17 protein-coding genes are annotated in these 22,779 nt (G+C 71.2%); 4 read left to right on the top strand and 13 right to left on the bottom strand.

The genetic code is table 11. The features are described from left to right. Window positions 1–173: 173 nt before the first annotated feature. Together ACZ9QC_RS31415 and ACZ9QC_RS31410 are read left to right on the top strand one after the other, a co-directional pair. Window positions 174–3,401 (top strand): helix-turn-helix transcriptional regulator, encoded by a 3,228-nt coding sequence (locus ACZ9QC_RS31415; RefSeq protein ID WP_472916186.1) that lies wholly within the window; start codon window positions 174–176, stop codon window positions 3,399–3,401. 181 nt (window positions 3,402–3,582) lie between these two features. Then, window positions 3,583–5,259 carry an alkaline phosphatase D family protein gene (locus ACZ9QC_RS31410; RefSeq protein WP_472916185.1) on the top strand — a complete coding sequence of 559 codons (1,677 nt, stop codon included), beginning with the start codon at window positions 3,583–3,585 and terminating at the stop codon, window positions 5,257–5,259. Between the two features lie 13 nt (window positions 5,260–5,272). On the opposite strand, the gene ACZ9QC_RS31405 is transcribed toward ACZ9QC_RS31410, so the two are convergent. Beyond that, entirely contained in the window at window positions 5,273–5,842 is a 570-nt protein-coding gene (locus ACZ9QC_RS31405; RefSeq protein ID WP_472916184.1) for a dienelactone hydrolase family protein, read from the bottom strand. Between the two features lie 119 nt (window positions 5,843–5,961). Here ACZ9QC_RS31405 and ACZ9QC_RS31400 point away from each other — a divergent pair, with 119 nt between their 5' ends. Continuing rightward, window positions 5,962–7,089 carry a mechanosensitive ion channel family protein gene (locus ACZ9QC_RS31400; protein ID WP_472916183.1) on the top strand — a complete coding sequence of 376 codons (1,128 nt, stop codon included), beginning with the start codon at window positions 5,962–5,964 and terminating at the stop codon, window positions 7,087–7,089. 173 nt (window positions 7,090–7,262) lie between these two features. Here ACZ9QC_RS31400 and ACZ9QC_RS31395 read toward each other — a convergent pair whose 3' ends face one another. From ACZ9QC_RS31395 to ACZ9QC_RS31375, 5 genes are all read right to left on the bottom strand, one after another. Then, window positions 7,263–8,849, bottom strand: coding sequence for a Na+/H+ antiporter (locus tag ACZ9QC_RS31395; protein WP_472916182.1), 1,587 nt, complete (start codon window positions 8,847–8,849; stop codon window positions 7,263–7,265). A 106-nt stretch (window positions 8,850–8,955) separates the two neighbouring features. Continuing rightward, window positions 8,956–9,432 carry a GNAT family N-acetyltransferase gene (locus tag ACZ9QC_RS31390; RefSeq protein WP_472916181.1) on the bottom strand — a complete coding sequence of 159 codons (477 nt, stop codon included), beginning with the start codon at window positions 9,430–9,432 and terminating at the stop codon, window positions 8,956–8,958. Next, on the bottom strand, window positions 9,429–10,373 hold the full coding sequence (locus tag ACZ9QC_RS31385) for an RluA family pseudouridine synthase (RefSeq protein WP_472916180.1): 945 nt from the start codon (window positions 10,371–10,373) through the stop codon (window positions 9,429–9,431). Before ACZ9QC_RS31385 ends, ACZ9QC_RS31390 begins: the two co-directional genes overlap by 4 nt. Window positions 10,374–10,485: 112 nt before the next feature. Continuing rightward, complete coding sequence (gene lspA, locus ACZ9QC_RS31380) at window positions 10,486–11,094, bottom strand: signal peptidase II (RefSeq protein ID WP_472916179.1); 609 nt, start codon at window positions 11,092–11,094, stop codon at window positions 10,486–10,488. A gap of 81 nt (window positions 11,095–11,175) precedes the next feature. Continuing rightward, window positions 11,176–12,120, bottom strand: a complete 945-nt coding sequence (locus tag ACZ9QC_RS31375; protein WP_472916178.1) for a TraR/DksA family transcriptional regulator — start codon at window positions 12,118–12,120, stop codon at window positions 11,176–11,178. Window positions 12,121–12,769: 649 nt separating this feature from the next. On the opposite strand from ACZ9QC_RS31375, the gene ileS reads away from it, so the two are divergent. Further along, window positions 12,770–15,913 (top strand): isoleucine--tRNA ligase, encoded by a 3,144-nt coding sequence (gene ileS / locus ACZ9QC_RS31370; protein WP_472916177.1) that lies wholly within the window; start codon window positions 12,770–12,772, stop codon window positions 15,911–15,913. A 608-nt stretch (window positions 15,914–16,521) separates the two neighbouring features. Here ileS and ACZ9QC_RS31365 read toward each other — a convergent pair. The 7 genes from ACZ9QC_RS31365 to ACZ9QC_RS31335 form a co-directional block, all read right to left on the bottom strand. Further along, entirely contained in the window at window positions 16,522–17,772 is a 1,251-nt protein-coding gene (locus ACZ9QC_RS31365) for a DivIVA domain-containing protein (RefSeq protein WP_472916176.1), read from the bottom strand. A 46-nt stretch (window positions 17,773–17,818) separates the two neighbouring features. After that, window positions 17,819–18,115: a YggT family protein gene (locus ACZ9QC_RS31360; RefSeq protein ID WP_033528111.1), complete on the bottom strand. Its 297-nt coding sequence runs from the start codon at window positions 18,113–18,115 to the stop codon at window positions 17,819–17,821. Window positions 18,116–18,175: 60 nt separating this feature from the next. Continuing rightward, complete coding sequence (locus tag ACZ9QC_RS31355; RefSeq protein WP_086757875.1) at window positions 18,176–18,817, bottom strand: cell division protein SepF; 642 nt, start codon at window positions 18,815–18,817, stop codon at window positions 18,176–18,178. Between the two features lie 129 nt (window positions 18,818–18,946). Next, entirely contained in the window at window positions 18,947–19,666 is a 720-nt protein-coding gene (locus tag ACZ9QC_RS31350) for a YggS family pyridoxal phosphate-dependent enzyme (protein WP_472916175.1), read from the bottom strand. Window positions 19,667–19,671: 5 nt separating this feature from the next. Further along, the gene (pgeF, locus tag ACZ9QC_RS31345) at window positions 19,672–20,442 is read right to left on the bottom strand and encodes a peptidoglycan editing factor PgeF (protein WP_472916174.1); all 771 of its coding nucleotides are present in this window, start codon (window positions 20,440–20,442) and stop codon (window positions 19,672–19,674) included. Then, complete coding sequence (ftsZ, locus tag ACZ9QC_RS31340) at window positions 20,439–21,632, bottom strand: cell division protein FtsZ (RefSeq protein ID WP_184895212.1); 1,194 nt, start codon at window positions 21,630–21,632, stop codon at window positions 20,439–20,441. The genes pgeF and ftsZ overlap by 4 nt, the downstream gene beginning before the upstream one ends. Before the next feature lie 279 nt (window positions 21,633–21,911). Continuing rightward, window positions 21,912–22,712 (bottom strand): cell division protein FtsQ/DivIB, encoded by an 801-nt coding sequence (locus ACZ9QC_RS31335; protein WP_472916173.1) that lies wholly within the window; start codon window positions 22,710–22,712, stop codon window positions 21,912–21,914. Between the last annotated feature and the right edge of the window lie 67 nt (window positions 22,713–22,779).

The following is a 22,779-nucleotide window of genomic DNA, read 5'->3' as shown; positions in this document are numbered from 1 at the left end:
CTGTGAAACTGGGGGCTACTCTGTACGCGCCTCGATGACGCGTGCGAGGAATAGCCGACGGACTGGCGTGCGGGGGCGGCGCCTCCGGCGTACGCCGGGGGACGTACGCGAGGCGTACGGGGGCGTGCGGGGTTTTGCCACGACCATCCCAACAGGGCGCAGGGGGCCTGGAGTTGTCGTCTTTCTCTTTGGAGCCGCCGTTCTCCGCGGAGCCGTCGTTCTCGTCGCTGTCCTCGCCCGCCCTGATCGGCCGGGAGGCGGAGCGCGAGCTCCTGGCGGCCGTCGTCCGGGCGGCCCGGGAGGGGCGGGGTTCGTCGGTCTTCGTGCTGGGCGAGCCCGGCATCGGCAAGTCCCGGCTCGTCGAGGAAGCCGCGTCCGCCGCCGCGCACGCCGGGGCACGTGTCCTGCGCGGACGAGCCGCGTCCGCCGGGCGCGCGGTGCCGCTGCGGCCCCTGGCGGAGGCGGTGTTCTCCGGGTTACGGGACGACGGGGCGCCCTCGGACGGTGAACTGGGCCTCTATGAACCGCTGTTGACCCGGCTGTGCGGGCTGGCACCGCAGGACGGCGCGCCCCTCGTCGGATACGCCGAGGCGGTGCTGCGACTCCTGCACGTCCTCGGCCGGGAGGGCGGCTGCGTCCTGGTGCTGGAGGACCTGCACGACGCGGACGCCGACACGCTCGCCATCGTCGACTACCTGACGGACAACCTCGCCGGGCAGCGGACGGTCCTGCTGGCGACCCTGCGCGGCGAGTCCGGCCCGGCGCTCGACCTCGCCGGGGCCGCCACGTCCCGTCGTACGGCCCGGACCGTCCGCCTCGCCCGCCTCGGGCCGGCCGGCACCGCCGAGCTGGCGGCCCGCTGCCTGGGCCACGACTCCGCCGAGGACGTCCCGACCGCGGTACTGAACCGGCTGCACACCGTGTCCGAGGGCGTCCCCTTCGTCGTGGAGGAACTGCTGCGCGCCATGGTCGACGGCGGCGGTCTCGTCCGGGGCACGGACTCCCGCTGGACGGTGACCGGCTCCCTCGACGCCGGGGTCCCCGCCACCGTCGCCGCCGCCGTCCTGCAACGCGTGGACCAGCTGCCGCCCGCCGGTGTCGCCCTCCTGGAGGCGGCCGCGGTCCTCGGCCGGCGCTTCCCCGTCGACATCGCCGCCCGCGCCGCCGGCCTGGACCGCGCGACCGCCCTCACCCAACTCCGTCACGCCTCCCGCGCCCACCTCGTCTCCGGCGCCACCACACCCGCCGACCCCGGCTGGCACACCTTCCGCCACGCCCTGACGGCCGACGCCATCACCCACCGCCTGCTCCCCGCCGAACGGGCGGCCCTGTGTCTGGCGGCGGCGGACGCGATCGAGGGGGCGCGGAGGGTGGGCGACGGGGAACCGGGCCCCGACGGGACGCACGCCGCCCCGGGCACCCCGACACGCCCACACGACCCGAGCCCACCGGCCCCCGACACGCCGGGCCCGGGCAACGCCCCCGCCACGAGGTCACCCGGCATACCCGGCCAACGGCACCCCGTGCCCGAGCCGGCCGACCTCCCCGACACACCGACACGCGCCCCCCACCGCTCCCTCGGTGAGGACGCCGGTGACGCGGGTGACGCCGGCGACGATCTGTACCGGCTCGCCGCGGAGTTGTGTGTCGCCGGGGGACGGCCCGCGCGGGCGGCCGTGATGCTCGCCCGGGCCGGTCGGCAGGCCGTCGCGCGAGGCGCGCTGCTGACCGCCGTCGAACTCCTCGACCGGGGCCTGGAACTGATCGCCGACACGCCGGACGCACCTCCCGAGGCCGTGGCCCGGCTGCTGGAGGAACTGCTCGGCACGCTCGTCCTCACCGGCGACGTACGGCGCGTACCCGAACTCGGTGACCGGCTGGACCGTGTCCTGACGGTGTCCGGCGCGCCGGCCGGCCGTCGGGCGGCGGGCTTCCTGACCCGGGCCCGGGCCGCGGCGACCGCCCAGCAGTGGGAGGAGGGCCTGACCGCCGTGCAGCGGGCGAGGGACCTGCTCGGCGACACGCCCGACCCGGCGTCCCGCGCCGCCCTGGACGCGGTCGCCGCCCACCTCGTGCTCAACTCGCAGCGCCCGGACCGACTGGAGAGCGCCCGCGCGCTCGCCGAGGGTGCCGTCGCGACCGCCGAGGAGGTGGGCCTGCCGGAGGTGGCGTGCAAGGCGCTCAACATGCTCGGGTACTGCCTGCGCCCCCGGGACCTGGGCGAGGCGGAGGACGCGTTCGCCCGGCTGGTCGCCACCGCCGAGGCACACGCGCTGCCGGTGTGGCGGATCCGCGGTCTGCTGGAACTGGGCGTGCTCGACCGCGTCCGGTTCACCGGCACGGACCGGCTGCTCGCCGCGCGCGGGGCAGCCGAGGACACCGGCGCGGTGCTCATGACCGCCTGGGCCGACATGCATCTGACCCTCGCCCACATTCTGCGCGACGAACAGGACCGGGCCACGGAGTCCGCGCGTCGCCTCCGGGAGACGGCAGGCCGACTGCGGTTGCGCGAGGTGGAGTTGATCGGCGCCGGGGTGGACGGCATCATCGCGGCCTCACTCGGGGAGCGCGAGAAGCTCGACGCGACCCTGCGCACGCTGGAGCGCGCGCTCGCCGGGCGCAGCGCCGGGGCGCTCTGGGGGTACGCCGACACCTCCGTGTGGGGCTGGGCCCAGGGCATCTGCTCCCTGCTGCGGGAGGAACCCGACCGCGCGCTGGCCGAGTTCACCGAGGCTGACGCCGTCATGCGGGCCCTGCCCAGCACCCGTGGCGTCACCGGCTTCCTCGGCCCGTACCTCCTGCTGCGCACCCTGCACGGCACGGCCGACTGGGGCGAACTCGACGGTCCCGCCGCCGAACGGCTCGCCCAGGTCCACTGGGACCGTCCCTTCGCCGGCTGGTCCCGGGCCGTCCTGCTGGGCCGCGAAGGGCGGACGGCCGAGGCCGCCAAGACCGCGGAGGAGGCCCTGACCGGCACCGCCTCGATCCCCCTGGCGGCTCACCTCTGCATGCGGCTGGGCGCCCAGGCCGCGCTCGTCGACGGCTGGGGCCGGCCCGTCGAATGGCTGCGCGCCGCCGAGCAGTACTTCCACGAGCGGGGCACCACCCGTGTGTCCGCCGCGTGCCGGGCCCTGCTGCGCGACGCCGGCTCTCCCGTGCCCCGCCGCCGCCAGGGCCACGACACGATCCCGGGAGAACTGCGTCGCGTGGGGGTGACCGCCCGGGAGTACGAGGTGCTGCGTCTGCTCGCCGCCCGGCTCGGCAACCAGGAGATCGCCGAGCACCTCTTCCTGTCCCCCCGCACGGTCGAGAAGCACCTCGCCAGCCTCCGCCACCGCACCGACAGCGCCGACCGCGCGGCCCTGATCGCCCTGGCCAGACGCTACGCCGAGGACCGGTGACCGACGCGGGCACGGGCTCACCGGAGCCCTGACAACCCCTCACGACGACCGCCCACTTGGGTGTTGTTCGTCCGCTCCCTCCGCGCGCGATCCGACGAACAACGCACGACCGTCTGAACATTGAGCGGATTTAGGACTTCTGCCTTACATCCGGCCCTACCCATCAGTAATCTCATCGGCCGTGACCAGTCGCAGATCTCACTCCAGACCCGACTCCCCCACTCAGCCCACGAGTTCGTCCGCCCCGAGCCGCCGTACGGTGGTCAAGGCGGCCACGGCCGGAGCCGTCCTCGCGGCACCGCTGGCGGCCGCGATGCCGGCGCGCGCGGCAGAGTCCCCCGCCTTCCTGCACGGGGTCGCCTCCGGTGATCCGCTGCCCGACGGTGTCCTGCTGTGGACCCGGGTGACGCCCACCGCCGCCGCGCTGCCCGGCTCCGGTGTCGGCCCGGACGTCGAGGTCGGCTGGACCGTGGCCCTGGACAAGGCGTTCACCCGGATCGTCGCCAGGGGTTCGACGACCGCGAGCGCCTCCTCCGACCACACCGTCAAGGCGGACGTACGCGGCCTCGCGCCCGCCACGGACTACTGGTTCCGTTTCTCGGCCGGCGGCACCGACTCCCCGGCCGCCCGCACCCGCACCGCCCCGGCCGCCGACGCCGCCGTCACCGGCCTGCGCTTCGGCGTGGTGTCCTGCGCCAACTGGGAGGGCGGCTACTTCGCGGCCTACCGTCATCTCGCCGCACGCGGCGACCTGGACGCGTGGCTCCACCTCGGCGACTACATCTACGAGTACGGCACCGGCGAATACGGCACCCGCGACAAGGTCGTACGACCCCACGCGCCCGCCCACGAGATCCTCTCCCTCGCCGACTACCGCGTCCGGCACGCCCGTTACAAGACCGACCCGGACCTCCAGGCCCTGCACGCGGCCGCACCGGTCGTCGCCATCTGGGACGACCACGAGATCGCCAACGACGCCTGGTCGGGCGGCGCCGAGAACCACACCGAGGGCACGGAGGGTGCCTGGGCGGCCCGTTCGTCGGTGGCCAAGCAGGCCTACTTCGAGTGGATGCCGGTGCGCCCGGCGGTCGCGGGCACCACCTACCGACGGCTGCGCTTCGGCAAGCTCGTCGACCTCTCCCTGCTCGACCTGCGTTCCTTCCGGTCGCAGCAGGTGGGCATAGGCGACGGCGAGGTCGACGACCCGGACCGTACGCTGACGGGCCGGGCCCAGCTCGACTGGCTGAAGGCCGGGCTCAAGTCCTCCGACACGACCTGGCGCCTGGTCGGCAACTCGGTGATGATCGCCCCGTTCGCCCTCGGCAACCTCACCGCCGACCTCTTCGAACCCCTCGCCGAGCTGCTCGGTCTGCCGAAGGAGGGGCTCGCCCTCAACCCGGACCAGTGGGACGGCTACACCGACGACCGCCGCGAACTCCTCGCCCATCTGCGGCAGAACGCCATCCGCAACACCGTCTTCCTCACCGGCGACATCCACATGGCCTGGGCCAACGACGTGCCGGTCAACGCCGGTACGTACCCGCTGTCGGCCTCCGCCGCCACCGAGTTCGTCGTCACGTCGGTCACCTCCGACAACCTCGACGACCTCGTCAAGGTCCCCGAGGGCACCGTCTCCGCCGTGGCCTCGCCGCTGATCCGCGCCGCCAACCGGCATGTCCACTGGGTCGACACCGACCGGCACGGCTACGGCGTCCTGGACATCACCGCCGCGCGGGCGCAGATGGACTTCTACGTCCTGTCCGACCGCACCAAGGCCGGCGCGACCTCGTCCTGGGCGCGGTCGTACCGGACGCGGAGCGGGACGCAGAAAGTGGAGCGGACGTACGACCCCGTGTGATCCCGCCCGGGCCTCAGAGGGTTTCGAGGAAGCCGAGAGCCACGTGCCAGGTGGCCTCGGCGGCCTCCTCGTCGTAGTCGGGGAGGTCGGGGTCGGTGTAGAGGTGGCCCGCGCCGGCGTAGCGGTAGACCTCGACGTCGGCACCGGCCTTGCGCATCTGCAGGTACCAGGCGCTCAGCCAGTCGTCGGGCTCGAAGGGGTCGGGCTCGGCGACGTGCAGTTGAACGGGCAGCTCGTCCACGGACGCGTTGGCGGCGATGTCCGACGTGCCGTGCAGGAGCAGCAGTCCGCGCGCGTTCTTGTCGCCCAGGGCGAGGGTCTGCGCGACGGCGGCACCGAGCGAGAAGCCGGCGTAGACAAGCCCTCGCTCCGAGTAGGGCGCGGCGGCCAGGACCGCCCGCTTGAGGAGTTCTTCCCGGCCCAGCTCCTGGTTGAGGGCCCTGCCCTCCTCGACCGTGTCGAACGTCCGGCCGTCGAAGAGGTCGGGGGTCCACACCTCGTGACCGGCGTCACGCAGCCGGTCTGCGGCCCGCCGTACGGCGTCACGCAGACCGTAGGTCGAGTGGAAGAGCATGATGTTCATGGGGCCATGGTGCCAGCCGGGTCCGACAACGGGTCCGCCGCCCGGCCCCGGCGCCCGTACCCAAAGCGCGGCCGAAGTCACATGTTCATGACCCCGCGCGGCCGGTTACGTTCGAAGGCATGGAGAACCTACTCCGCCCATTGATCGTCATCGGTGGCTCGGTCGTCCTCACGCTGCTCATCGGCTGGACGACCGACCTGCTGCTGCGCAAGGCGGACCAGCGGCACCACGAAACTCCCTTGTGGGGCCTGCTGCGCCGCGGTCGCATCCCCTACCAGCTGGTCCTGTGCGCGGCCTTCCTCAGAGCGTCGTACGACGAGGCGCAACTGCTGGAGCAGCACCGCACCGCCATCGGGCGCACCCTGACGCTGGTGCTGATCGGCGCCACGGCCTGGCTGGTGATCCGCATCGCGGCCGCGATAGTGGAGACGACGTACAGCCGTTACGCACGCGCCCACCGCGATCCGGCCCGGGTGCGCCGGGTGCGGACCCAGGTGACGCTCATCATGCGGGTCGTCTCGGCGATCGTCGGTGTGGTGGCCGTGGCCGCGATGCTGCTGACGTTCCCGGCGATGCGCGCGGCCGGCGCCTCACTGCTGGCCTCGGCCGGACTCCTGGGCATCGTCGCCGGTATCGCCGCGCAGTCCACGCTGAGCAACCTCTTCGCCGGGCTGCAGATCGCCTTCGGCGACATGGTCCGCCTCGGTGACGTGGTCGTGGTGGAGGGCGAGTGGGGCACGGTCGACGAGATCACCCTCACGTTCCTGACGGTCCGCACCTGGGACGAGCGCCGGATCACGATGCCGGTGTCGTACTTCACCTCGAAGCCGTTCGAGAACTGGTCCCGGGGCGGCGCGCAGATGACCGGCACGGTCTTCCTGCACGTCGACCACGCCGCGCCGCTGGCCGCGATGCGCGAGCGGCTGCGCGACATCCTGCGTTCCTGCCCCGCCTGGGACGGCCGCCACTACGACCTGACGGTCACCGATTCGACCCCCTCCACCATGGAGGTCCGCGCCCTCGTCACCGCCAAGGACCCGGACGACCTGTGGACCGTCCGCGTCTCCGTCCGCGAGCAGCTCATCCACTGGCTCACCGAGACCCACCCCTACGCCCTCCCCCGCGTCAACACCGCCGACGCGGTCCTCCCCCCGACCCACCCCCACTCCCACAACGGCGACGGCACGGTCCCCCGCCCCAACCGAGCCCGCGTCCACGAGCCCCCGCGGGCCCCCGGCCGAGGCTGAACACTCCTCACACCGACCCACCAGTGGGGCGGCCCCGACCCCGGAGCCGCCCCACACCCACGTCCCCACAACGAACCCACAGCCGCCGACGGTGACCCGCCCGCCCAAAGAGCCCGCACCTCACCACCACGGAGCCACAGGCGGGCGCGGGTGGGCAGAGGGGGCCGCCCAGCTCACCGCAGGCTCCGTACATCCAAGTGCCGCAACACCCGGTCCACCACCTCAGGATCCGCCCCCACCTCACTCCGCGCGGCCAGCACCTCATGCCGAGCCGCGCTCAGCATCTCCCCCTGGATCCGCCGCATCCGGCGAAGCCGCCGCACCCGCTGCTCGTGCCCCTCGCGGCGCTCCTCCTCCCCCACCTCCGGACTGATCCGCACCCCGATCTCGAAGGCCCGCCGCAGCAGCCGCTCGGACATCTCCTCCGGCAGCTCCTCCGTCTCCTCGATCTCCTTCAGCCGCCGCTTCGCCGCCTTCGCCGCCCGCACGGCCAACGCCTTCTCGAACTCCTTCCCGGCCCCTTCGTCCGCCCGCACCCCCAACCGCCGCACCAGCCACGGCAGAGTCAGCCCCTGCAGCACCAGCGTCGCCATGATCACCCCGAACGCGATGAACACGATCTCGTCCCGGTCCGGGAACGGCGCCCCACTGTCCGTCTCCAACGGAATGGCCAGCGCCAGCGCCACGGACGCCACCCCCCGCATCCCCGACCACCACATCACCACGGTCTCGCGCCACGACATCGGGATCTCCTCGTCGTAGTCCCGCTTCGCGTGCAACCGCCGCGCCAGCCACGTCGCCGGCAGCAACCACAGCAGCCGTACGAGCACGACGACGGCCACGACGGCCGCCGCCCAGCCGAGCATCTCGCCCCACCGCCCCGACGCCGTACGGATCGCGTTGTGCAGCTCCAGCCCGATCAGCCCGAAGGCGACACCGGTGACCAGCGTGTCCACGACGTCCCAGACCGTGTGCCCAGCGAGCCGCGTCAGGACGTCGTCCGCGCCGAGCGCGTACTCCGCGAGGAACAGCGCGGTCGTGAGCACCGCGAGCACCCCGGACCCGTGGAGCTCCTCGGCCATCACGTACGACGCGTACGGCACGAGCAGGGTCAGCCCGATCTGCAGCGTCGCGTCCTCCAGGAAGTCCATCAGCTTGTTGGCCGCCCAGCCGAGCCCGATGCCCACGGCGAGGGCGACGACGGCGGACAGCACGAGCTGGAGCGCGGCGCTGGGCCAGGAGAACGATCCGCTGACGACGGCGGCGATGGCCACGTGGTAGAGCACGATGGCCGTGACGTCGTTGAAGAGGCCCTCGCCCTCCAGTATCGACACCAGGCGGCGCGGCAGCCCGAGTTGCCCGGCCACGGCGGTCGCCGCCACCGGGTCGGGCGGCGCGACGAGGGCGCCGAGCGCCACGGCCGCCGCGATGGGCAGTCCGGGCACGATCGCGTGCGCCATGGCGGCCACCGCTGCGGTGGTCACGAACACCAGCGCCACGGCCAGCAGGAGGATCGGCCGCAGGTTCGCCGTGAACTGCCGCCAGGAGGTCCGCCGGACCGCCGCGTACAGCAGCGGCGGCAACAGCAGCGGCAGGATGAGGTCCGGCGGGATCTCCACGTTGGGCACGAACCCGGGGATGGCCAGCGCGATACCGAGCAAGGTCATCAGCACCGGCGCCGGCAGCTTCAGCCGCTCCCCCACCGGCACACTGACCACGGCCCCCACCAGCAGGACGAAGAACAGGGCCAACTGATCCATGGGGCGCTCCGATGGTGCTGGACGATCACGACCGGCCGGATGCCCAGGGTGCCCCACCCGCACCGCGGAACGCTAAAGCCGGCGCCTCGTCAAAGCCTGCGCCACATCAAAGACTGCGCCGCATCGCACGATGAGGTATGCCCGCGTCCAGGAACTCCGGCCCGTACGCCGCATACCCCAGCCGCTCGTAGAAACCCAGCGCGTGTGTCTGCGCCCCCAGGTCCACCGCGGTCAGCCCGCGCTCCCGGGCCGCCTCCTCGACGGCCCGCACCAGCGCGACCCCGACGCCCAGCCCCCGGGCCCCCGCCACGACCGCGAGCCGCCCCAGGGACCCGACCCCGGGCGCCCCACCGGTCTTACCGGCGGCGGCCTCCCCGTACAGCAGCCGCCCCGCCCCGAGGGGCACCCCGTCGTCCCGTACGGCGAGGACGTGCACGGCCCCGGCGTCGTACGCGTCGTACTCCAGGTCCTCCGGCACCCCCTGCTCGACGACGAAGACCTCCTTGCGCACCGCGAAGCACGCCTCGCGGTCGCCGGGATCGTCGGCGACGCGCACCGCATAGGACACCGGGAGCGGACTCACGCGTACGTCTCCTCGCGCACCTTGTCCAGGGCCTTCTGCAGATCCGCCGGGTAGTCGCACTCGAACTCGACCCAGCTCCCGTCCCCGGGGTGCTCGAAGCCGAGCCGCACGGCGTGCAGCCACTGCCGGGTGATGCCGAGCCGCTTGGCGAGCGTCGGGTCGGCACCGTACGTGAGGTCGCCGACGCAGGGGTGCCGGTGGGCGGACATGTGGACGCGGATCTGGTGGGTGCGCCCGGTCTCCAGCTTGATGTCGAGCAGGGACGCGGCCCGGAACGCCTCGACCATGTCGTAGTGCGTGACCGACGGCTTGCCCTCGGCGATGACAGCCCACTTGTAGTCGTGGTTGGGGTGCCGTCCGATGGGCGCGTCGATGGTGCCGCTCGTGGGATCGGGGTGGCCCTGGACCAGCGCGTGGTACCGCTTGTCGACCGTACGCTCCTTGAACTGGCGCTTCAGGGAGGTGTACGCGTACTCCGACTTGGCGACCACCATGAGGCCCGAGGTGCCCACGTCGAGCCGGTGCACGATGCCCTGGCGCTCGGCGGCCCCGGACGTCGAGATCCGGTACCCGGCGGCGGCGAGACCGCCGATCACGGTGGGCCCGGACCAGCCCGGGCTGGGGTGCGCGGCCACACCGACCGGCTTGACGATCACGACCACGTCGTCGTCGTCGTGCACGATCTCCATGCCCTCGACCGGCTCGGCGACGACCTGCACCGGCGCGGGCGCCTGCGGCATCTCGACCTCCAGCCAGGCCCCGCCGTGCACCCGCTCCGACTTGCCGACCACCGACCCGTCGACCGTGACCTTCCCCGCGGCGGCGAGCTCGGCCGCCTTGGTACGGGAGAAGCCGAACATGCGGGAGATGGCGGCGTCGACACGCTCGCCCTCCAGGCCGTCGGGCACGGGCAGGGTACGGATCTCGGGAATCGTGCTCACCCGACGAGTATGCCGGACCGTCACGACACGCCCGACCGCGCCTGTGGAAAACCCGGTCGGCCCCCGCCTGGTCCCGCTTCCGTCCCGCCTGGGCCCCTCGTCCCCGGTGGGGTCAGTCCTTGTGGACGGTCCCGTCCGGGTCGAGCCCCCGGAACGACAGCAGCACGATCAGGATGCCGCCGCACACGATGGCCGAATCCGCGAGGTTGAAGACCGCGAAGCCCTTCGGCGCGATGAAGTCGACGACCGCGCCCTCGAAGACGCCCGGCGACCGGAAGATCCGGTCGGTGAGGTTGCCCAGCGCGCCGCCGAGCAGCAGACCGAGCGCGATCGCCCAGGGCAGGCTGTAGAGCTTGCGGGCGAGCCGGGCGATCACCACGATCACGATCGCCGCGATCACCGTGAAGATGATCGTGAAGGCCTCGCCGAAGCCGAAGGCCGCGCCCGCGTTGCGGATCGCCTCGAACTTCAGCCAGTCACCGATGATCTCGATCGGCTCGTGGTGCTCCAGCTTCGCGACCACGATCATCTTGCTGACCAGGTCGAGCGCGTACGCCAGCGCGGCGACCCCGAACAGCACGGCGATCCGGCGCCGCCCGCGCGGCTCGGCCACCGTCTCGGTCCGCTGCGCCGCGGCGTCGCCGCCGTCGGACTGCTCCGGGTCGGCCCCCGCCGCGTCTGGAATGTCCGGCGTACCGATGATGCGCTCCGCCTCTGCCACGTGAGTCCCTCAACCTAGGTTCCTGACTGAGGACAAAGGTACGACACGCCCGCCGCGGACCAGCGGCTCAGTCGGCGATCACTAGCGGCGTTCCTGCTTCTGCTTGCACTCGACGCACAGTGTGGCCCGGGGGAACGCCTGCATTCGCGCCTTTCCGATCGGATTGCCGCAGTTCTCGCAGAGCCCGTAGGTGCCCGAGGCGAGCCGGTCGAGGGCACGCTCGGTCTGGTCGAGCATCTCGCGCGCGTTGTGGGCGAGGGACAGCTCGTGCTCGCGCGTGATGTTCTTCGCCCCGGTGTCGGCCTGGTCGTCGCCCGCACCGTCCCCGGAGTCCCGCATCAGGCCCGTCAGAGCCCGCTCGGAGGCCTCCAGCTCGGTCCTCAGCCGCATCGCCTCGGACTGCAGCTCCGTCCTGGCCTCGGCCACCTCGTCGGGGCTCCAGGGGTCCTCGCCGGGGCGTACCGCGAGCTCGCCGGGCTCCACCGCGGCGGGCCGTGCCTTGGGGACGGCGGTGGGCTTCTTCTTCGCCGCCGTAGCCGTACCAGGAGTGTTCTTCGCAACCACCGTCGTGGCTCCCGTCGTCTCGGCGGCCTCGGCCGCGCCCGCCTTCTTGACCGTGCTCTTCGTCGCAGAGGTGCTCTTCTTGGCCGTCGTCTTCTTGGCCGCGGTCTTCCCGACGGCCGACTCACCACCGACCGACTTCCTGCCCGCCGACTTGCCGACGCCCGACTTCCCGACGCCCGACTTCTCGGCTACCGATTTACCGGCGGCCGATTTCTCGGCGGCCGCTTCGCTCGCGCCCGACTTCTCGGCCGCGGTCTTCCTGGTCACGGCGGTCTTCCTGCTCACCGCGCTCTTCGCCCCCGCCTTCTTCGCCACCGCCTTCGTGGCCACCGCCTTCTTCGCCACCCTCTTCTTGCCGGCCGCCTTCACCGCCGCGGCCTTCTGCCCCTCGTCCCCGCCGCCGGAGGCCACCGTGGATCTGCCGGACGCCGACTGCTGTACGGCGGTCTTCTTCGCCACCATGGCCGCGCCCCTTCACATATTGTGATCTTGCACGCGTATCGTGCTGGGACGATAAATCGACCCGAGTCCCGCGGCAACGGGGCAGACCACCCATTCCGCCCGCCCCACCACCGTCGCGCGACGAGCCTGCAAGCGTTGTGCCCAGCTCCCCGCCGGGTATTCCGCCGCGCCGCACGTCCCAGGATCCGGACGCCCCACCCGCTCCATTCGGGTCATCGCGCAGGTCACCCCGCTCCCGCCCGACAACCCCGGCCGAGGTTCCGCCGAGCCCCTCCCACCGCCGCCGGAAATCCGGTCGGCCGCTGTCCGTACGGCGCCGTACACTGGGCGGAGCGAGAAGCGTGGATGGGGACGAGTAGCGTCGTACGCAGCCCAGAGCGACCCGGGGACGGTGGAAGCCCGGGGGCGAGCGCGATGTGAAGATCACCCCGGAGCCGCCGGAAGAAAGCCGCACCGCATGGCGCAGTCCGTGGGACGTGGCGAGTAGACCCGGCATCGCGACCTCAATGAGGGGGCTCACCGGCGCACACGGCGCACAGGCGGGCCAAGGAGGGTGGTACCGCGGGAGCGCGCCGCACACGGCGTACAAAGGATCGAAGCTCTCGTCCCTCCGACGGAAGGCAGCAAGTCCGTTGGAGGAAGCCCGCTCATGACAGAGCCGACGTACCGCCAGGTGCCCGCCCAGGTCGATCTGCCCGCGCTCGAGCACGCTGTGCTCGACTTCTGGCGCGAGCAGAAGATCTTCGCCAAGAGCCTGGAGCAGTCCGAGGGCCGCCCCGAGTGGGTGTTCTACGAGGGTCCGCCCACCGCCAACGGCATGCCGGGCGCCCACCACATCGAGGCGCGCGTTTTCAAGGACGTCTTCCCCCGCTTCCGCACGATGCGCGGCTACCACGTGGCCCGCAAGGCCGGCTGGGACTGCCACGGCCTCCCCGTGGAGCTGGCGGTCGAGAAGGAACTCGGCTTCAACGGCAAGAAGGACATCGAGGCGTACGGCATCGCCGAGTTCAACGCCAAGTGCCGTGACTCGGTGACCCGGCACACCGACGCCTTCACCGAGCTCACGACCCGCATGGGCTACTGGGTCGACCTCGACGACGCCTACCGGACCATGGACCCCGAGTACGTCGAGTCCGTCTGGTGGTCGCTCAAGGAGATCTTCAACAAGGGCCTGCTGGTCCAGGACCACCGCGTCGCCCCCTGGTGCCCCCGCTGCGGCACCGGCCTGTCGGACCATGAGCTGGCGCAGGGCTACGAGACGGTCGTCGACCCCTCGGTGTACGTCCGTTTCCCGCTCACCTCCGGTCCGCTCGCCGGTGAGGCAGCGCTCCTGGTGTGGACGACCACGCCGTGGACGCTGGTGTCCAACACCGCGGTCGCCGCCCACCCCGAGGTCACCTACGTGGTCGCCACGGACGGCAGCGAGAAGCTCGTCGTCGCCGAGCCGCTCGTCGCCAAGGCGCTCGGCGAGGGCTGGGAGACCACCGGCCAGACCTTCACCGGCGCCGAGATGGAGCGCTGGACCTATCAACGTCCGTTCGAGCTCGTGGAGTTCCCGGCCGAGGCGCACTACGTCGTCAACGCCGAGTACGTGACGACCGAGGACGGTACGGGTCTGGTCCACCAGTCCCCCGCCTTCGGTGAGGACGACCTCAAGGTCTGCCGCTCGTACGGCCTGCCCGTGGTGAACCCGGTCCGCCCCGACGGCACCTTCGAGGAGGACGTCCCCCTCGTCGGCGGCGTCTTCTTCAAGAAGGCGGACGAAAAGCTCACCGAGGACCTCCAGCAGCGTGGCCTGCTCTTCAGGCACATCCCGTACGAGCACAGCTACCCGCACTGCTGGCGCTGCCACACCGCGCTCCTCTACTACGCGCAGCCGTCCTGGTACATCCGCACCACCGCCGTCAAGGACCGCCTCCTCCAGGAGAACGAGAAGACCAACTGGTTCCCGGACTCGGTCAAGCACGGCCGCTTCGGCGACTGGCTGAACAACAACATCGACTGGGCGCTCTCCCGCAGCCGCTACTGGGGCACCCCGCTGCCGATCTGGCGCTGCGAGGAGAACCACCTGACCTGCGTCGGCTCCCGTGAGGAGCTGAGCCGGCTCTCCGGCACCGACCAGTCGGAGCTGGACCCGCACCGCCCGTTCATCGACGCGGTCACCTTCCCCTGCCCCCAGGACGGCTGCGGCGGCACGGCCACGCGCGTCCCGGAGGTCATCGACGCCTGGTACGACTCGGGCTCGATGCCGTTCGCGCAGTGGGGCTACCCGTACAAGAACAAGGAACTCTTCGAGTCCCGCTACCCGGCCCAGTTCATCAGCGAGGCCATCGACCAGACCCGCGGCTGGTTCTACACGCTGATGGCCGTCGGCACCCTGGTCTTCGACAAGTCCTCCTACGAGAACGTCGTCTGCCTCGGCCACATCCTCGCCGAGGACGGCCGCAAGATGTCCAAGCACCTGGGCAACATCCTGCAGCCGATCCCGCTCATGGACCAGCACGGCGCCGACGCCGTCCGCTGGTTCATGGCCGCCGGCGGCTCCCCCTGGGCGGCCCGCCGGGTCGGCCACGGCACCATCCAGGAGGTCGTCCGCAAGACGCTCCTCACGTACTGGAACACGGTCGCCTTCCAGGCCCTGTACGCCCGCACGTCGAACTGGGCGCCCAGCGCGGCGGACCCGGCCCCCGCCGACCGCCCGGTCCTGGACCGCTGGCTGCTCTCGGAGCTCCACGCCCTCACCGACCAGGTGACCGGGGCCCTGGAGGCGTACGACACCCAGCGCGCCGGAAAGCTCCTCTCGGCGTTCGTCGACGACCTGTCCAACTGGTACGTGCGCCGGTCGCGCCGCCGCTTCTGGCAGGGCGACAAGGCCGCGCTGCGCACCCTGCACGAGGTCGTCGAGACGGTCACCAAGCTGATGGCCCCGCTGACCCCGTTCATCACCGAGCGGGTCTGGCAGGACCTGGTCGTCCCGGTCTCCCCGGGCGCCCCCGAGTCCGTGCACCTGGCCTCCTGGCCCGAGGCGGACCTCTCCGCGATCGACCCCGAGTTGTCGAAGCAGATGGTCCTGGTCCGCCGCCTGGTGGAGCTGGGCCGGGCCACGCGCGCGGAGTCCGGTGTCAAGACCCGTCAGCCCCTGTCCCGCGCCCTGGTGGCCGCGACGGGCTTCGACGCGCTCGACCCCGAGCTGCACGCGCAGATCACGGAAGAGCTGAACGTCAGCTCGCTGGCCTCCCTCTCCGAGGTCGGCGGCTCGCTGGTGGACACCACCGCCAAGGCCAACTTCCGCGCGCTGGGCAAGCGCTTCGGCAAGCGCGTCCAGGACGTGGCCAAGGCCGTGGCGAACGCCGACGCGGCCGCCCTGTCCCTGGCCCTGCGCGAGGGCACGGCGACGGTCGAGGTCGACGGTGAGACCGTCACCCTCGCCCCCGACGAGGTCATCATCACGGAGACCCCCCGCGAGGGCTGGTCGGTGGCCTCCGACTCCGGTGCGACGGTCGCCCTCGACCTGGAGATCACGGAGGAACTCCGCCGGGCCGGCCTCGCCCGGGACGCCATCCGGCTCATCCAGGAGGCCCGCAAGAACAGCGGCCTCGACGTGGCCGACCGGATCGCGCTCCGCTGGACGGCGACGGACCCGGCGGTGTCCGCGGCGCTGACCGAGCACTCGGGTCTGATCGCGGACGAGGTCCTCGCGACGGACTTCGCCTCCGGCGAGGCCGACGACACGTTCGGCAAGCCCTTCACGGACGAGGCACTGACGCTGACCTTCAGCCTGCGCAAGGTCTGACCGCCGACACCTGCCGACGTGCGCCGCCCGAACCTTCCGGCCGGCGCACGCCCGCAGCAGCCACCCCAACTGAGCCACCGCAGCCGCCCCAGCTGCACTAGCTGCACTAGCTGCGGGCAGCCGTGCCGCAGGAGCCGTCCCAGCCGCCGCCCCAGCCGCCCTTAGGTGCGGGCAGTCGTGCCGCAGCCGCCCTAACCGCCTCAGCCACCGCAGCTGCCCCAGCTGGGGTGGCTGTGGCAGCTGCGGGCAGTCGTGCCGCTGGGGCGATGGGGGTACCTCCCGCTCGAGCGAAGTCGAGAGTGGGGGAGGGTGGGCGCAGCGGCACCCTGTCAGCGCCGGTAAGCACCCCAACCCGCCCAGCACCAACCACCGGGCACCCCGAAGGCCTGGAGCCCGAGAATCTCGGCGCCCCAGGCCTTCGGCGTTGCGTACGCAGAACATCTGCCCCCTCCACGCCCCGCCCCCGCCCTCGCCCTCGCCCCCCGAACAAACACCCACCACACCCCGGCCGCACACGGCAGCCGCGCACAGCAAAAGGGCGGGGCCCCGGATCAAAATCCGGGGCCCCGCCCTGAACGCTGCCGACGCCTACGGCGTACCAGTAATCGTCAGTTGTCGTCCTCGTCGATGAGGAACCCACGCATCGGCGAGGGAGCCTGCCCCATCGGGGAGGGGCCCTGCGGCCGGACCGGAGCCATCGGCTGGGTCATGGCCGGAGACATCTGCTGCTGACTGCCGTAGGAGGGCGCAGCCGGAGCCGGGGCACCGCCCATGCCTCCACCCATGCCGCCCGGGTTGCCACCGTACGACGGGGCGCTCGCGCCGGCCGGAGCCATGGAGGGCGCCGGGGACGGCGGCAGCGACGCGGTCGCCGGGGTGCGCGGCGGGGCCAGCGAGTCGTCCGCCTGGGTCTCCAGCTGACGCAGCTGCGACTCCAGGTAGGACTTCAGACGCGTACGGTACTCGCGCTCGAAGCCACGCAGATCCTCGACCTTGCGCTCCAGCGTGGCGCGGGCGGACTCCAGGGAGCCCATCGCGACACGGTGCTTCTCCTGCGCGTCCCGCTCCAGCGCGTCAGCCTTGGCGCGGGCGTCCCGCTCCAGACCCTCGGCGCGGCTACGGGCCTCACCGACGATCTTGTTGGCCTCGGAACGGGCCTCGGCGATCGCCTGGTCGGCGGTCTGCTGGGCCAGCGAGAGCACGCGGGCGGCACTGTCGCCGCCGGGGCCCTGCCCGGGGCCGCCCATCGGACCACCCATGGGCCCGCCCATCGGGCCACCCATCTGCTGCATGGGAGGCTGGCCGCCCATGGGACCCTGGCCCATCTGGCCCTGGCCCATCTGCGGCTGCATCTGGCCCTGACCCATCGGGCCCTGGCCCATCGGCCCCTGACCCATCGGGCCGGGACCCTGCTGCCCACCGGGGCCGGCGGGCAGCTGCGGAGCACCGCTCGGCAGCTGGGGCGGGCCACCCATGGGGCCCCCCATCTGCTGCGGCGGGCCCGATATGCCGGCGGGTACGGGTCCACCGGGACCTCGCATACCCTGCTGCTGCATACCGCCCTGTTGCTGCATACCGCCCTGTTGCTGCATACCGCCCTGTTGCTGCATACCGCCCTGCTGCATGCCGCCCTGCTGGTCCTGCGGCTCCGGCGGCTTGCGCATGTTCTGCTGGTTCTGGGCAGCGGCGCGCGTGGCCGCGGCCAGTTTGGCGCGCAGGTCCTCGTTCTCGCGGAGCAGGCGCGTCAGTTCGGCTTCGACCTCATCGAGGAAGGCATCGACCTCGTCCTCGTCATAGCCTTCTCGGAGGCGGACGGTCGTGAACTGCTTGTTCCGCACGTCCTCGGGGGTCAACGGCATCTCTTCACCTCAACGTAGTCGTCGGCATTCGGCAAGACCGCATCTCTCACACCGCTCCCATCCCGCTGGCTACCACCGCACGCAGGATGAAAACGATGATCATCAGCACGAAGAAGGACAGGTCGAGCGCCACGCCCCCGAGACGCAGCGGCGGAATGAACCGCCGCAGAAGCTTGAGCGGTGGATCGGTGACAGTGTATGTGGCCTCCAGAACGACCACCATCGCCTTGCCGGGTTGCCATGAGCGGGCGAACTGGAAGACGTAGTCCATGACCAACCGGAAGATCAACACGATGAAGAACACCGTCAGCGCGATGTAGAGGATCGTCAAGACCACGCTCATGTCCGGTGTTTCCCTCTCCCCAATGCCGTGTTGCTCTACCGCTGTTTTCGGTCGTACGTCTCAGCTCTGGTTGAAGAACCCGCCCTCTGCGATGCGGGCCTTGTCCTCCGCCGTGACATCGACGTTAGCAGGCGACAACAGGAACACCTTCTGCGTCACCCGCTCGATGCTGCCGTGAAGACCAAACACCAAACCGGCCGCAAAGTCGACAAGTCGCTTCGCATCTGTGTCGTCCATCTCAGTCAGATTCATGATCACCGGGGTGCCCTCACGGAAGTGTTCCCCGATGGTACGGGCCTCGTTGTAGGTCCGCGGGTGCAACGTGGTGATCCGGTAAGGCTCTCGTTCGGACACGACCTTGGGCATGATCACCGGTGCGTTCTTCTCCAGACTCGAACGTTCTTGTGTGATGGACGCCACGGGTGCGATCCGGGCGGGTCGCACCGATTCCGCGGGGAGCGAAGTGGCGTGCGACACCGGCTCGCGCTGCACCGGGGGCTGCACCACTCGCACCGATTCATCCCTTTGGGACTGATGTGACTGGTGCGACTGGTGCACCGGCTCGTGCCGGCGGTGGTCCCGCTCGGGCTCCGGATCGAGCTCGGGCTCGAAGTCGTCATCGGGGTCGAATCCCCTGCCGTCGTACCCATCGTCCTCCACGAGGCCGAGGTAGACCGCCATCTTGCGCATCGCGCCGGCCATGCTCTGAGTCCTCCGCTCTGTGGTGGATCGACTGACGACTTCCCAAGTGCCCGCGATCCACGAGGTCGTTGCGCCCGCCTCTCGACGGAATGACCATATTTTCTGCTGTGGTCCGACTTCTTGGCGACGTTACCCGAGCCCGGGACGGACTCCGAGTACCGCAGTGCCGACGCGTACATGTGTCGCTCCGGCCGCCACGGCATCCTCGAGGTCCGCACTCATCCCTGCGGAGACCATGTTCGCAGCCGGATGGGCTCGGCGCAGGTCGGTCGACAAATCCATCAACCGCTCGAACGCGGCCCGTTGGCGTCCGGCGTACTGCCCGGTGAGCGGCGCGACGGTCATCAGACCATCGACCCGCACCCCCGGCGACCGGGCCAGGAGGTCGGCCAGCTCTTCGATTCCGCCCGGGCCGACACCTCCCCGCTCTCCCCGGCCGCTCTCGTCGGCGTCGAGCGCGACCTGGATGAGACATCCCACCTCACGTCCGACCCGAACGGCTTCTTTCGACAGAGCCGTGACAAGCCTGGAACGATCGACGGACTGCACGAGATCCGCGTAACGCACCACAGAACGGACCTTGTTGGTCTGCAACTGGCCCACGAAGTGCCACACAAGGGGCAGATCCGAGCATTCGGCCGCTTTGGGCGCCGCGTCCTGGTCCTTGTTCTCGGCGACGTGGCGCACACCGAGTTCCGACAGGATCCGCACATCGCTCGCCGGGTAGGTCTTGGTGACCACGATCAGGGTCACCTCGTCCCGCTTGCGGCCCGCGGCCACGCAGGCCGCGGCGATGCGCTCCTCCACCTTCGCCAGATTTCCGGCGAGTTGAGCCTTACGGTCGGTCATGCCCCTCAGTCCAGCCAGACATATCCCGCGAGTCGCCCTGTGGCGCGGTCGCGACGGTACGAGAAGTGATCGCGCGACTCCAGCGTGCACACGGGCGACTGCTCCCGGTCGTGCACCCCGAGGCGCTCCAGTTGTGCGTGCACTCCGGCGCACACATCCACGGAGGGCGTGCCCCAACTGGTCTCGGCGTACGCCGCCGGCTCGACGGAGGCCACCTCGGCGCGCATCGCCTCGGGCACTTCGTAACACCGGCCGCAGACGGCGGGTCCGGTGCGGGCGACGATCCGGGCGGGGTCGGCGCCGAGTTCGGTCATGGCCCGTACGGCCGCGGGGACGACCCCGGCGATCATGCCGGGCCGGCCCGCGTGAGCGGCGGCGACGACCCCGGCGACGGGGTCGGCCAGCAGTACGGGCACACAGTCGGCGGTGAGGACGGCGAGCGCGAGACCGCGCCGGGTGGTGACGATCGCGTCGACGGACGGAATGTCACCGGTGGCGGAGCCGGGACCAGTGCCGGAAGCAGTACCGGAACCGGACTCCCACGGTCCGTCGACCACGGCGACATCCGCGCCGTGCACCTGGTTCATCCAGACGACCCGGTCGGGTTCCAGACCCAGCGACTTGGCCGCCAGCTCCCGGTTGGTCGTCACGGCGGACGCGTCGTCCCCGACCGCCCCCCCGAGATTGAGCTCCTCATACGGAGCGGCGCTCACCCCGCCCCACCTGTCGGTGAAGGCGAAGTGCGCGCCGCTCACGTTCTCGCGCCGTCCTATCACTTGAGGAAGTCCGGCACGTCCAGCTCCTCCGCGGCGCTGTCCGAGTAGGACCGGGACGGCGGGACCGGCGGGGCGACCGGAACCTCGTTCACCGGTTCCGGGGCGGGCGCCGGCGGCTCCTCCTTCGGCTTGACGCTGCCGAGGGAGCCGAAGGACGGGCGGTTCTCGGCGGGCCGCGCCGGAGCGGGCTCCTCGCGCTTGGCCGCGGCCGAGCCGAGGATGTTGTCCCGCTTGGCCGGGGGCTGGCCGCCGTCGAAGCCGGCCGCGATGACCGTGACCCGGACCTCGTCGCCGAGGGCGTCGTCGATGACCGCACCGAAGATGATGTTGGCCTCGGGGTGCGCGGCCTCGCTGACCAGCTGGGCGGCCTCGTTGATCTCGAACAGACCGAGGTCCGAGCCGCCGGAGATGGAGAGCAGGACGCCACGGGCGCCGTCGATGGAGGCCTCCAGCAGCGGCGAGGAGATCGCCATCTCGGCGGCGGCCACCGCGCGGTCGTCGCCGCGGGCCGAGCCGATGCCCATGAGGGCCGAACCGGCCTCGGACATGACGGACTTGACGTCGGCGAAGTCGAGGTTGATCAGACCGGGGGTCGTGATCAGGTCGGTGATGCCCTGGACACCGGAGAGCAGGACCTGGTCGGCCGACTTGAACGCGTCCAGCACGGAGACCTGGCGGTCCGAGATGGACAGCAGCCGGTCGTTCGGGATGACGATGAGGGTGTCGACCTCTTCGCGCAGCTCGGCGATGCCGTCCTCGGCCTGGTTGGCGCGGCGGCGGCCCTCGAAGGTGAACGGGCGGGTGACCACGCCGATGGTGAGGGCGCCGAGGGAGCGGGCGATGTTGGCCACGACGGGCGCGCCGCCGGTGCCGGTGCCGCCACCCTCGCCGGCCGTCACGAAGACCATGTCGGCCCCCTTGAGGACCTCCTCGATCTCCTCGCGGTGGTCCTCGGCGGCCTTCCGGCCGACGGCCGGGTTGGCGCCGGCGCCGAGTCCGCGGGTGAGTTCCCGGCCGACGTCGAGCTTGACGTCGGCGTCGCTCATCAACAGAGCTTGCGCGTCGGTGTTGATGGCGATGAACTCGACGCCCTTGAGACCGACCTCGATCATCCGGTTGATGGCATTGACACCACCGCCGCCGACACCGATGACTTTGATGACTGCGAGGTAGTTCTGCGGTGCTGCCACGTCGAAGGCCTCTCGCCTCGAGTTACGTGTCGCCGCTTCGCGGGGTACCCGCGAGCCGACGACTGATGCCGAAGTGGGACGGTCCGAACGCCGACCCGAACCCTAACGCTGAAGTTTAGGGTTACCAGTGTGACTGTTCCTTGGACTCTTCCGAACAGGACACTAAGTCGACAAGTGGCGCGCGTTCAACGAACACGCCGAACCTCCCGTTTTTCTTTTCACCCTATGTGATCAGCCGTAGCGGTGCCCAACCAGGGTGCTGGCCTGCACGGATGCGCGTCAACTCCCTGATGACGCGGGGGCGGTGGGGACACTCACGTCGAAGTGCCCCGCATCGGGCGCCGCTTTCATCAGGGCGGTGAGCGCGCGGCCCTTCGCGCGCCCCCTCTCGGCACTCCCCCAGGCGACCGTACGGTCCCCGCTCAGCTCCAGCGAGATGGCATCGTAGGAGCGGACCTTGACGACCAGGGTCTGGTGCGCGATGGCGGCCGGAATCGCGTCGGCTACCCGCACGGCCTCCCGTACGAGCCGGTCCTCGCCGAACCGCCGCAGACTGGCGGCGGACGAACCGGACCTGGAGACGGTCAATTCCAGGAGAGGAACGCCTTCCGGGGCGCGTGAAACCGTGGCAAAACGCACACCTTTCGCGTCTACTTCGACGTAGTTGCCCGAATTTCCGGCCGCTTCGACAATCAGAACCGGAGTACGTTCACTCACTTTCAGCCCGATTCCATGGGGCCAGGAACGAGTTACCTCGACCGAGTCGATGCGGGGCAATTTCGCGAGCAGTCGCGACTCGATCGCGTCGAGGTCGACGGAGATCAGCGGGTCGCCGAGCGGCACGTCGGCCGCCTCGCGCACCTGGGTCTCCGTCAGCACCCGGGTGCCCGACACGGAGACCCGCTCTGCCCTCAGCCATGAGGAGCCGTACAGGGTCCAGACGGAGGCACCTCCGATCAGGACCAGGGCGACCGCGGCGGCGATGAGCGCCCGGGGGCCGGGGAGTCGCCGCCGGGGCGGCGGGCCGGAGTCCAGATCCTCGTCCGCGCCGCGCTCGACGGTGCTGGTCGGTCCGGCCACGCGCACTCCCTCTCCTGGCTCGGTTCACCTCCGGGGCGCCTCGGTCGGTGTCGAGCGGCCGACCGCG

It is taken from the genome of Streptomyces sp. HUAS MS02 (assembly GCF_055702265.1).
The sequence above is the reverse complement of the archived record's forward strand: the minus strand, read 5'-3'. Positions and strand labels throughout refer to the sequence as shown.